This window comes from Rhizobium sp. NLR16a (genome assembly GCF_017948245.1).
GTDB lineage: Bacteria > Pseudomonadota > Alphaproteobacteria > Rhizobiales > Rhizobiaceae > Rhizobium.
In genome coordinates this window covers 1240720-1252905 of record NZ_CP072865.1, presented here as the reverse complement: position 1 = coordinate 1252905, position 12186 = coordinate 1240720, and the positions used below count along the sequence as shown (strand labels likewise).

Here is a 12186-nt window from a genome sequence, read left to right as displayed (position 1 = left end):
CGGTCCCCAGGAGCGGCGGGCGTCGGCGCAGGGGGAACCCGCATGTCGGCAATCGCATCTTTGTTTCAGGAAGCCGCCCGGCTTGCAGCCGGCTTTCGTGAGCGCGCGCCGGCACGCCATGTGCCCCGGCACGATTACGCCGCCTCGCTCGCCGCCTTCGACGAGCCGCTGCCGGCCGCTGGCGCCGAGATGGGCGATGTCATCAGACAGCTCGCAGCGGACGCCGAGCCCGGCCTGCATTTCACCACCGGCCCGCGCTTCTTTGGCTGGGTCATCGGCGGCTCTCATCCGGTCGGCGTCGCGGCCGATTTCCTCACCAGCGCCTGGGGCCAGAATGCCGGAAACCACGTCGCCGCCCCGGCCGCGGCCGCCGTCGAAACCATCGCGGCGAGATGGCTTCTCGACATCCTGAAGCTGCCGGCCGAAAGCTCCGTCGGCTTCGTCACGGGAGCCACGGTCGCCAACTTCACCTGCCTTGCCGCCGCCCGCGGCGAGGTGCTGCGCAAGGCCGGCTGGGATGCGGATGCCAAAGGCCTGTTCGGCGCGCCCGAGATCACCGTGCTGATCGGCGACGACGCCCACACGACGGTCTTCTCGGCGCTTCAATTCCTCGGTCTCGGCCATGACCGCGTGCTGCGTCTGCCGACCGACCCGATGGGACGGATCGATCCGGCCGCACTCGGCGACGCGCTTGCCCCGGTCAGCGGCCCCTGCATCGCCATTCTCCAGGCCGGGCAGATCAATACAGGCGGCTTCGACGAGTTCATCCGCTTGATCCCGGCCCTTCGGGAAAAAGGCGCCTGGGTGCATGTCGACGGCGCCTTCGGCCTGTGGGCGCAGGCTTCGGAGAAATTCAGCCATCTCAGCCGTGGCGTCGAGACGGCCGACAGCTGGGCAACCGACGGCCACAAATGGCTGCAGACGCCCTATGACTGCGGCTATGCCATCGTGCGCCACGAACTCGCCCACCGCCGCGCCATGACGATCGCCGCAAGCTACCTGCCGCTCGCCGCCGAGGGCGAGCGCGATCCTTCCCATTACGTGCCGGAGCTTTCCCGGCGCGCCCGCGGCTTCGCCACCTGGGCGATGCTGAAACATCTCGGCCGCGATGGCATCGCCGCCCTCGTCGACCAATGTTGCGCGTCCGCCCGCCTGCTGGCCGAGCACCTCCAGCGCGAACCAGGCATCACCATCTTGAACGAGATCACGCTGAACCAGCTCATCCTCCGCTTCGCCGCCGACCGCCCGGACGATGAAAGCGACGCCATCACCCGCAAGACCATCGCAAAGATCCGCGACGACGCCACCCTCTTTGCCGGCGGCGCCAAATGGCGCGGCCACGACGTCCTGCGCCTCTCCGTCACCAATTTCCAGACGACCGCGGACGAAGCCCGGCTGGCCGCCGACAGCATCATCGCTGCCTTCCGGAGCGTCAGCTGCGGCTGACGCCAGTGCTAATTAACATTGCGTCAGAGTCGCCATTGCATATTGCGTGCGCTGCCAAGTGCCCAGCCACCCGCCGCCCTCCTTCGAGGCTCCGGCCTCTGGCCTGCGCACCGCAACAACACGGGACGAGGGCGTCCACGCGCCGGCGCTGCCGAAGTTCCGCACACCGTAGCGGATCGGCTATTGACTCATCTCCGAGCAAAGCTACCGTCCTCTGTGCAGGACTAAGGATTCAGCCAGCACCCCTCCCTCGCCACATGTTCTCAACGGCCTCCCATGTCTCAATATCTCCCTGCGATTGCCGCTCTTCTCGCTCTGGTGCCGGCCGCCTCCCATGCCAGCGAGGCACGTGGCAAATCCACGCCTCCTCCGGCGAAGGACTGCGTGGAGGTCAGCGGAACTGCTCTGTCGGGAACAGCCGAGGGCTCGGCCTATGCGGCAGCCGAGCTCAAATGCGGCGCAAAGCTGTCGCTGGTGCTTCAACGCCAGACCGGCAGGAATGGAACCCTTCCCGTCTGGACCGTGATCGACCAGGTGACGATCTCAAAGCCGTCGCCCCGCCACGAGCTTCTGCAGCCGGCCTATTGCTCATCCAGCCGGTTTCCCGACGTCGCCGTCTTTGCGCTCGGCAGGATGGTGGAGCAACCGGATGGCTCCTATCGATCCGAGAATGTGGTCAAAGCCTGGCGGTTCGACGTCAAGCGCGAAAGGCTGGCGGCCATTCCCGCCGACGACGTGATATGTGTGTTGGACGGGGTTGATTGACGGTCTGTGTGGTGAGTCCGATGATAAGCCGCCCCTCATCGTTCGAGGCTCAAGCCTCCGCACCTCAGGACGGGGGCTGACCGTCGGGCCAAGCGCCGCCGAGGCTGACAACGAACCAAGGCCGCCCTCTCTCCGCCCTCCTCGTGAGGCGCCCCCGCAGGGGCCTCGAAGGACGAGGCCCGCCACCACGAAGCTATTGGATTTACTGGAACTAGCAGAAAGGCATAATTCCGGCTTCATCGCCGAACGGCGACGACCGAGCTGGCGCGGTAGCGCGACAGCTGGACCCGGTTGGATTGATTGCCTCCAAAGAGGTAGACGTATTGGCGTCGCTGATCGAAATGATCGAACAGGCTGACATGGAACCGCCTGCCGCTTCGGATGACAACGACGTCTCCCCGCTTCGCCGAGCGGAAGAAGACCGGCTTGCCAAAGCTTTTCCAGGATACCGCCATGTTGGGATTGGCCGGAGGCTGGCGAGACGATCGTTTGGCGACGAAGGCGAGGAAAGCTCCGCACCACGATGTTCTCCGGGGATTGATGCCGAGAAAAGAAATGGAGCGTTCATGCATGCGATCGTATTTCGAAGCCGTGACCAGCATGTCGGCCTCACACGGTACGGCAAAAACCGTGAGGGCTATGACGAGAATAATTCTCATTGCTTCTCACCATTGTCTGGATAATTTGGAACATCCGAAATGTGGCGAAGAAAAAATCGCAGGCGGAAACGTATGTTCAAATAATGGCAGCAATTAGAATCAATTTAGCCGCGTATTTCCACGAAAATACCCAATGATCAACGAGGAAGAGGGCGAACGACATGGCTTGAAAGCAGACAGTCCGACGATCGGAAATGCGCTGATTGCACACCAGAAGAAGGAGAGTGTCGCGATGAAAGCCGCCTTCGCCCCTAATGAGCCGGCCAGCCCCCACCAAGGCCCGATCATCATACCCACCGCAGCCCAACACCATTGCATAGCTCGGCTTGGCCACTCAACGAGATATATTCCCAGCGGCGCGACGAATACTTGGACCCAAAGGGCAATACATTCTCCTCGCGCTAAGCTCCCACCTGACTGCGCCAACCGGATCGGACTGCCTCGGCCCCTTGCTGACGAACAACCGATCCGGCGGGCAATGACGGTCGCGCGAGCTCCGTGCGACGTGCCGAGCAGCGTTGAACCGCGAGTACCAAGCAGCCTTGTTTGAGGATATCGACGCGGAAAGAGGGCTGTGAGAGCTTGCCGACGAGGTTTGAAAGATGGATTGTCGATTCCGGTTGGGCTGCGAAATCAGGCCTTGGCCGAGATCGCACTCAGTTCCTCGAGATCGAGATCCCGCTCCAGCTCGCGTAACGTTTCGTCATCGATATCGCCGGCGCGGTGGAGTCGGATGAGTTCCCGGCGTCCCGTTGCAACAGCCTCGAGAACGACATCGAAGTGAGCGTGGAGAACCGGCACGTAGTGCTCCGTTCTCGCGGCGTAGTCGACGATCGCTGTGGCCCTTCGCTGGTATCGCTCCAGCAATTGAGGATGGATGAGAGTCCCCTCTGCATCATACGCCAGGTTTTGTACCGTCCCGAGCTGCGCCTGCGCCATGGCGGCTTCGGCCTCACTCATGGTAAGGCGCGCCCGTTCCAACTCGGGGCCCGCCAGCCGCGCCCAAGCAATCACCCGCCCCAACGTCGTGCCCTGCACAAGTACGGTTCCGAGAATAACGGCGAACGACGTTACGAGGATGAGGTCGCGGCCCGGGAAATCTTCGGGCAGGCTGAGTGCCAAGGCGAGCGTCACCACCCCGCGTATGCCCGCCCAACTGAGGACGGCGGCGCCGCCGGCGCCCAACGGTCGGGCGCGTTCGAAGCCGAGGACAGCACAGAACCGGATGACGAAATCGGAGGCGAAAACCCAGGCAAAACGCGCGATCACCAGCGCAAAGAGGATCGCGAGCATCGGCAGACCCATGGTCGCGAGCACGGTGGCGAAGCCGCCGCCGCGTTCGACCACGTCCCGAAGAGACAGCCCGATCAATGTGAAAACAGAAGCTTCCATCAGGAAGATCATCACGGTCCAGAAGGACGTGCCGCGCATCCGCGTTGCGGCTGAAAAGACGGTGTGCTGGTGCCAGGATGCGATCAACCCTGTGGTCACGGTGGCGATGACGCCGGAAACATGCAGCAACTCGCCGAGCAGATAGGAAATCCAGGCGAGCAGCACGGTGGCGGCGATGATGAGATACTCGTCGCCGAGACGCCGGACAAGTTTGACCCATGTCGTTCCGATAACGAAACCGACGACGGCGCCGCCAAGCGCCAGCACAAAGAAGTTGCCGGCCGCTTCCATCACGCTGAAAGTTCCTGTTGCGGCGGCGGCAACGGCAAAACGGAAGAGAACCAGACCGCTCGCGTCGTTGAGCAAACTCTCGCCTTCCAACAGAATTTGAAGTCGCCGCGGCAGCCTGACATGCTCCAGCACCGCGCGGGCTGACACTGCGTCCGGCGGCGAAACGATCGCGCCGAAGGCCGCGCAGGCAGCCCAGGGAAGTGCTGGAAAAAGAAGATGCGCAGTCACGGCCACGACCGCGCAGGTGAACAACACGGCACCGACGGCTAGGGAGGCGATGCCGATCATGTGGCGCCGTAGGCGCGCCAGGGGGATCGACCAGGCGCCGTCCATCAGGAGCGGCGGCAGAAAGATGACGAGCACCAACTCGGGATCGACGGTGATTGCCGGCAGCCCCGGCACGAAGGCAAGCAACGTACCACCGGCCAGCAGTGCGACGGATGGCGGCAGTGCGAGCCTATGGGCGGCATATTGCAGCGCGATGATCGCAAGGAACATCCCGATGACAAGCTCGAACAATTGAGTTGGTTCCATCTGCCCTGCCCCCGGCTTGGAAACTGACGTCGAATGCCTACAACATAATCTCTCGGATCGAAATCTACCCATCCCGCGCTTGTCACGGTTTTCCATATCAGCCAACAATTGCGCTTGGCCGTCACGAAAAGTTTGCACCGGTACGAATTTACTTGCCCTTCTTCAATGCGGCATATGTTTCTGCATGCAGGCAAGCGGCGTGAGCGGGGAAACATGACTTCAACACATGCAGACAAAACCGGTGATGCCGTCAGCCGAACCGGCTTTGTCGGATTGGTCGTTGGCGCCGTCGGCGTCGTCTATGGTGATATCGGCACCAGCCCGCTTTACGCCTTTCGCGAGGCGCTCAGACCGTTCACGGCCGATGGCGTTCACGAGTTCGAGGTAATTGGTCTCATTTCGCTGATGGTCTGGACGCTAACCGTGATCGTGACCTTCAAATATGTTCTGTTCCTTCTCAGGGCGGACAATGACGGCGAAGGTGGCACCCTCTCGCTTCTTGCCCTCCTGATGAAAAAGATGGGACGAAACGTGCCCGTGCTGTTCTTCGCGGGCCTGATCGGAGCAGCCCTCTTCATCGGCGATGCGATGATCACGCCTGCCCTCTCGGTCATGTCAGCGCTCGAAGGCCTGAAGCTGGTCACGCCGACCTTTGCCGAGTATGTTCCGCCAATGTCGGCAGCAATCATGATCGCTCTGTTTGCCGCGCAGTCGCGCGGAACCGCCGCTGTTTCAATGTTTTTCGGGCCGATAACGGTATTGTGGTTCCTTACCATGGCGGCAGGCGGCGTCATCCATATCGGCGACGACTGGAGAATTCTCGCCGCGATCAATCCCATCAACGCAGTCTCGTTCCTCGCCCATGCCGGCACCGTCGGCCTCATTGTGCTCGGCGCCGTTTTTCTGACGGTGACGGGTGCCGAAGCGCTGTATGCCGATCTCGGGCATTTCGGGCGGCGGCCGATTCACACGGCGTGGTTCGTGCTCGTCTTTCCGGCATTACTGCTGAATTATCTCGGCCAGGGCGCTCTCGTCCTCAGCCAACCTGCTGCGATCGCCGATCCGTTCTTTCTGATGTATCCCGACTGGGCCTTGCTGCCGGTGGTTCTCCTGGCGACACTCGCTACAATCATCGCGAGCCAGGCCGTGATCACCGGCGCATTTTCGTTGGCCCGCCAGGCGGTTCACCTCGGCTTTCTGCCAAGGCTGCGGATCAAGTTCACCTCGGAGACCAACACCGGCCAGATTTACGTGCCGAGCGTCAATCTTCTCCTGCTGATCGGCGTGCTGATGCTGATTTTTTCCTTCGGCGACTCGGAATCCCTGGCGACGGCCTACGGCATCTCGGTGACTGGGGCCATGGTGATCACAACCATGCTGGCCTTCCAGTTTCTCCGCGCCGTCTGGGGTTATTCTCTCGTGCTCGCCGCCGGCGTGCTGCTGCCGCTCTTGGTCATCGAAGTCGTTTTCCTGGCGGCCAATCTGCTGAAGATCTACGATGGTGGTTGGGTTCCTGTCGCCCTGGCACTGGTGATTATGATGCTGATGTGGACATGGACACGCGGGCAGGCCTATCTGAAGCGGCTGCGCGCGAACAACGAGATCCCGCTCGATTCCTTCATCCGCTCGATCGAGCGAAAGTCCGATCATTCGCCGGTTACGGTTCCGGGAACGGCGGTCTTCCTGACGAGCCTCCCCGACAGGACGCCGAATGTCCTGCTCCACAATCTCAAGCATAACCACGTGCTTCACGAGCAGAACGTCATCCTGACGGTCTGGACCGAGGATGAACCTTACGTTCCCGACAGCAGGCGCACCAAAATCAGCCAGCTGTCGCCGCGTTTCGTGCGTCTCGATATCACCTTCGGCTTCATGGACGAGCCCGATGTCACCAGGGCGCTGGCTCTCTGCCGGGAGGGAGGCTTCAAGTTCGAGATCATGAAAACGTCCTTCTATCTCGGTCGCCGCAACCTCGTCAGGACGCCGAACACCGGCCTGCCCGGCTGGCAGGAACGCATATTCATGGCTCTGGAAGGCTTTGCCATCGACCCCTCCGACTATTTCAACCTGCCGTCCAACCGCGTCGTCGAGCTTGGCGAACAGGTTGCCATATAAAGTCTGATGGCCTCGCCCTGCTTCGCGGCGGCAGCCTCGTCACCGTCGATCATTGCCGGGATTTAATTGGAAGTCCCGGCCTATCCCCCTTACACGCCAAGTCCCGAGACAAAGGAGAGCATATGAAGAGGCGGACTCTTGTACTTGGCGGCGCCGCGATTGCCGCATCGTCGGTCGTTGCTGCGGCAATCTGGCCGCGGCGACATGTCGTGGCGGCAGCCAGGACATTCGCCTGGAAGGGCACCGATTTCCTGAGTGGCGGCACCAAGTCTGTCGCCTTGGAAAAGCTGCCCGCGCTGCTCTTCCGCACTCGCCCGATTGCCTCGTGACCATCGCCCAGACCCTTGGTCCCTGCCATGTCAACGACGTCCCGGCCCGCCAGGACATCTCGGAAGGAGAAGCCGGACTACCGTTGCGGCTGGCCCTCCGCATCGTCCATGCAGCCGATTGCCTGCCGGTCGAAAACGCCGATATCGAAATCTGGCATACCGATCACCGTGGTATCTATTCCGGCCGAGAGGCTGCGAAGATGTGTACGCTTGGTGATGCCGAGGCGATAAGCGGGCTCGCCTTTCGCGGTCGCCAGCTGACTGACATGACCGGCCAGGCAAGTTTTCTGACCGCCTATCCGGGATGGTATAGTGGCCGCACGCCGCATGTTCATTGCCGCATCCTCGTGGATGGCAAGGAGCTTCTCGTCAGCCAGGTCTATTTCGACGATGCCTTGAGCGACATCATCTATGGTGAGCATCCCGATTATCGTGGACGCCCCCGCCGCGATACGCGCAACGACGACGGCCTCGTTCCGCAGGATGCCACCGATCACATCTTCGATTTTGAAAAGCTGGGTGGCGGCGTGCTTTCCGCCACGATTACGATCGGCCTCTCTTCCTGAGCCGATAGCAGCGGAGCGACGGGTGAGCCCTTTCCACACGCATCATGAAACCAACGGCAGCATTTCTGCGTATTTCCCCTCGACGGCAGAACACAGACCGCGAGGGATGGTGGCATCGTCAGAGAAGGAAGCATCGCCCATATAGCCAAGCATACCACCGGGAGGGGCTGGCGAGATTGATGCTGAGGCTGCCTGCCACGCGGGCGACGATCAGAGCCGCCGCAGCGGGCCAACCCCATCTCTATGAGCTGTGCGGCGCCTATGGCGAAGCCTGCTCCGTCCTCGACAGCATGCGCAAGGATTGTCGGCCGATTCTGCGATCGTCGCTGAATACGAGATCATCTGCGCGGAAATAGAAGCCGACGTCTTGCGAACGCTGCTCGGCGACCTCTGATGGTCCCTGCCGCCACGGCTTCTCGCCGTAGCGGCGTGCGTCCGGCTATCCTCAGTGCAGCACGCCGTGATGAAGGATAGAGGCGATCACCGGGTCCGCTTCTGAATGATGCAACGGCTGAGGCGTGATCTCATGGTGCGAAATTTCGCTGCCGTTTTCCGGGCCAGCAAGATCAGCGGCTTCGATGGTGACGCCGTGATCGCCGTTGCCGAGTGTCAACCCGTGCTTTTCGACAGCCGCCTTGCCGAAGTGACGAAGCAGCAGGGTTTCATCCGATACACCGTTTTCCCAGATGGGATTGTCGTGATGGGCGCCGACCTTATCCGCAGCAATCTTGTCGGCAGCAAGTTTCAGGTCATTGTGGGATGTGACCCCGGTGTCCGATACGAGGCTGACGCTCGCATCCGCGGCGGCGAGGCTGTCGGCGCTTGCAAGCGTGGTAGGACCTTCTTCGATGATCGTGTTATCGCTGACGGGAAACGTGCCTGCGGCGATGATCGAGGGGGAGATGCTATATGGCGTGACATCACTCGCGATGAAATTGTCATGGAAGGATCCGGATGCCGGCCGGTCGACCTTCAATGCTGCCTGGGTCAGGTCATCGAAGAGATTGCCGTAAATATCGATGCCCTCGCGAACATAGGTCGTCGTGCCGGCGGAGCTGACCGACACGCCCCAGACGCCGTCATGGATATAGTTGCCTGATATATCGTAGTTGCGCGTATCGCCCGTATCGCCAAGACCGATGGCGTAAGACCAGCTGTAGCCGCCATAGCCGGATATATCGTTGTCATGGATAGCAATATCCGTGCCGGCCTGCGCGCTGATCCCGAAGCTGCCGCCAAGGATGGTGTTCCCCTCGATCACCGCGTCCACAGGCCGGATGAGCGTCAGTACTCCCTTCGGCGTCACCGCACCGGTCTGATCGAGATAATTGCCGGTGATGACGATGTTGCTGCTGTCGTTTAGCTGGACGGCATCCGCCGCAGTGCCGTGGGCGTTCGTGACGGTGTTGTTGAGGAGAGTGACCCCGTTGATCTTCTCAATCCAAATGCCGTCGCCGTTGACGTCATTGATCGTACTGTTTTCGATGGTGATGTTGGAGCCGGTCCGGAAGGTGATGGACCCGGATTTCGACAATCCGGTGTGATCGACCTCGACATTACGAACGGTCCAATTTGAGACATAACCACCATAGATGGCTGCGCCGCCGGTGTCTGAGATCTTGATATTCTCGATGACGATGTTCGACGTATAGAGACTGTGAATGGCATCATTGGGGCTGTGAATGACAGGCGCGTCGCCGACCCCATAGCTGCCGATGGTGATCGGGGCATCGACGGTGCCGGAATATTTCAGGTCGAGCTGATCGTTATAGACGGTGCCGGCCGCAAGCAGCACGCTATCGCCCGGCTGCAGCTTCAGGTTTTCCACTGCCCAGAACGACGCAAAAGGCGCGTCTGCACTGGTTCCGGCATTGGCGTTGGAGCCCGTCGCTGAATTCACATAATAGATTGTCATATCGCCTTGTTCTCGCATTGTCGCGCAACCGTCTGGCTCAGCTGCAACGAGTGGATCGGATGCGGTAGGGACTGAAGGCCATATCAACACGGCCTTCGATTGCCGTTACGGCGTCGACAGGGACTGGCCTGCCTTGCTCCGGAGAGGCGCCTTGCGGAGGCTGCGCCTGGGAGAATACAACCTTCGAGAAAATAATCTAGAGAACAGCGACTAAAAGGTGAATGAACGGTAACCTGCCGTGCTGTCACGGAGGTAGGGGCGAGGTTACCGCGTGGATCAGCCCTCATTCGAACCGCCGCCCTCGTCCTTCGAAGCCTTAGGGCACCTTGAGATCAGGTGCGAAGCGTCGAAGGACGAGGAACGGGCGATCAGCCCGCCACCTTACATCAGCTCAGCAAACCATCCAGATGGACGAAGACGGTCAGCGTATCCCCGTCGCTGTGATGCGAGGTCCCGTCATTGATCCCGTAGCTGAAGGATTCGCTGACGTGTCCGCCGTGGTCGGGGAGCTTCGTCTCATCAAGCGTATAGGCATAATTGCCCTCCCGGTCCACATGGATGACGCCGTATTCACCGGTCAGCGTCAGACCGTGCTTGCCGACGCTTTGGTCACCGAAGCGGCGGAGCGCCAGGGTCCCGTTGTCCGAGCTGTCGTTTTTGAGGAGATTACCGTGATGGGCATCGCCGGTATCGGTGATGATCTTCAAATTGTCATGGACGGCGACGACCGCCGGATCCACGTTCGCATCCGTCATTGCGGCGGACCTGGCATCAGAACTCGCCAGCACCGTCTCGACACTGGTGACCGTATGGTTGTTGCTGACGGAAAAGGTGTGCGCGTCGGCGATGGCCGGCGATATGCTGGTCGCCTCTACGCCGCTCTCGATCGTATTGTTGTAAAAGGAGCCGGACGCTGGCCTGTCGACCTTCAGCGCCGCCTGCGTGAGGTCGTCGAAGACATTGTCATGGACTTGGATATTCGTGCGGATATAGCTGGCGCTGTCGGCGGGATCGGTAATGACCACGCCCCATGCGCCGTCATGGATGTGATTTCCCGATATATCATAATCCCGCGTGTTGCCCTGATCACCGAGACCGATGGCGAAGGACCAGTCGTAACCGTGAAATCCCGATATATCATTGTCGTGGATGGCGACGTTCTTGCCCGCTTGCGCGCTGATGCCGAAGCCGCCGCCGCTCAGAGTATTGTCCTCAACCACCGCGTTCACCGGTCTGATGAGCACGATGACGCCTTTGGGGCTATCTGCATGCGTCTGGTCGAGATGATTGCCCCGGATCACGATGTTGCTGCTGTCGTTCACCTGGACGGCATCGGCCGTGGCACCGTGGCTGTTCGTCACGGTATTGTTGAGAAGCTTGACGCCCTCGACTTTTTCGATCCAGAAGCCGTCGCCCTTCCCGGCCGAGATCTTGCTGTTCTCGATCGTGATGTCCCTGCTATTGCGGAAATTCACGGAACCTACTTCGCGCGACAATCCCGCCTTGTCGACTTCGACATGGCGAACCGTCCAGTTCGAAACGCTGCCGCCAGAGATGGCCGAACCACCGCTATTTGTTATTTTAAGGTTCTCGATAACAATGTTCGACGCATAAAGGCTATGAATGCCGTCACCGCCGCTATGGATGACGGGTGCCGCCCCCGTTCCGTAACTGCCGATTTTGATCGGCGCGCTCTCGCTGCCTGAATATTTGATATCAAACTGTTCGTTGAATACGCTCCCTTTGGCAAGGAGCACGCTGTCGCCTGGTTTCAGCGCTAAGGATTCCACTTTGGACAAAGTCGCAAAAGCCGAGTTCTGGTTCGTCCCAGCGTTGCGGTCGGAGCCAGTTGCTGAGTTCACATAGTAGATTGTCATATCACCAATGTTGCCCTGTTCGTCGGATCGCTATGTCGCCACTGAGACCGGCGGGGATCGGCCAATCGCCTGCGGCGGGGGCAACCGTCCACGGCAAGAAGGCGAGAAGATGTTGGCAATGCGGCAGCGGACCGGTTTACGGGCTTTACTCCACAGGCAATGGCGCCGGCTATGATAAGGCGCTGAAAAGCTGCAACTAGAGTCGAGAAAACAGCGACTTGAAGGGGAATAAATCAAGGAACGGGGGCGGGAGACATCTCTCCTTCAGGCTGCACCGTAGTGATTCTGCTCTCGCTT

General features: G+C 60.6%; 8 protein-coding genes and 2 pseudogenes. 5 read left to right on the top strand and 5 right to left on the bottom strand.

Annotated features, from left to right (window positions below):
* The first annotated feature begins 42 nt into the window (after nt 1–42).
* Both J7U39_RS05865 and J7U39_RS05860 read left to right on the top strand, forming a co-directional pair.
* Nucleotides 43–1446: a pyridoxal-dependent decarboxylase gene (locus J7U39_RS05865; protein ID WP_210630896.1), complete on the top strand. Its 1404-nt coding sequence runs from the start codon at nt 43–45 to the stop codon at nt 1444–1446.
* Nucleotides 1447–1722: 276 nt separating this feature from the next.
* Nucleotides 1723–2211 (top strand): hypothetical protein, encoded by a 489-nt coding sequence (locus J7U39_RS05860; RefSeq protein ID WP_247241724.1) that lies wholly within the window; start codon nt 1723–1725, stop codon nt 2209–2211.
* Nucleotides 2212–2447: 236 nt separating this feature from the next.
* Here J7U39_RS05860 and J7U39_RS05855 read toward each other — a convergent pair whose 3' ends face one another.
* The 3 genes from J7U39_RS05855 to J7U39_RS05845 all read right to left on the bottom strand — a co-directional run bounded on the left by J7U39_RS05855 (nt 2448) and on the right by J7U39_RS05845 (nt 5087).
* The gene (locus J7U39_RS05855; RefSeq protein WP_210630895.1) at nt 2448–2870 is read right to left on the bottom strand and encodes a TIGR02594 family protein; all 423 of its coding nucleotides are present in this window, start codon (nt 2868–2870) and stop codon (nt 2448–2450) included.
* Between the two features lie 76 nt (nt 2871–2946).
* Complete coding sequence (locus tag J7U39_RS05850) at nt 2947–3204, bottom strand: hypothetical protein (RefSeq protein ID WP_210630894.1); 258 nt, start codon at nt 3202–3204, stop codon at nt 2947–2949.
* A gap of 299 nt (nt 3205–3503) precedes the next feature.
* A complete protein-coding gene (locus J7U39_RS05845) occupies nt 3504–5087 on the bottom strand; it encodes a Na+/H+ antiporter (RefSeq protein ID WP_210630893.1) in 1584 nt (527 codons plus the stop codon).
* A 213-nt stretch (nt 5088–5300) separates the two neighbouring features.
* Here J7U39_RS05845 and J7U39_RS05840 point away from each other — a divergent pair, with 213 nt between their 5' ends.
* The 3 genes and pseudogenes from J7U39_RS05840 (at nt 5301) to J7U39_RS31690 (ending at nt 8491) form a co-directional block, all read left to right on the top strand.
* Entirely contained in the window at nt 5301–7202 is a 1902-nt protein-coding gene (locus J7U39_RS05840) for a potassium transporter Kup (protein WP_210630892.1), read from the top strand.
* Nucleotides 7203–7324: 122 nt separating this feature from the next.
* Nucleotides 7325–8097 (top strand): annotated as a pseudogene (locus tag J7U39_RS05835) (protocatechuate 3,4-dioxygenase).
* Between the two features lie 114 nt (nt 8098–8211).
* Nucleotides 8212–8491: pseudogene (locus J7U39_RS31690) on the top strand (nodulation protein).
* Nucleotides 8492–8542: 51 nt separating this feature from the next.
* Here J7U39_RS31690 and J7U39_RS05830 read toward each other — a convergent pair.
* Nucleotides 8543–10012 carry a right-handed parallel beta-helix repeat-containing protein gene (locus tag J7U39_RS05830; RefSeq protein WP_210630891.1) on the bottom strand — a complete coding sequence of 490 codons (1470 nt, stop codon included), beginning with the start codon at nt 10010–10012 and terminating at the stop codon, nt 8543–8545.
* A 386-nt stretch (nt 10013–10398) separates the two neighbouring features.
* Nucleotides 10399–11889 (bottom strand): right-handed parallel beta-helix repeat-containing protein, encoded by a 1491-nt coding sequence (locus J7U39_RS05825; protein WP_210630890.1) that lies wholly within the window; start codon nt 11887–11889, stop codon nt 10399–10401.
* Nucleotides 11890–12186 lie beyond the last annotated feature (297 nt).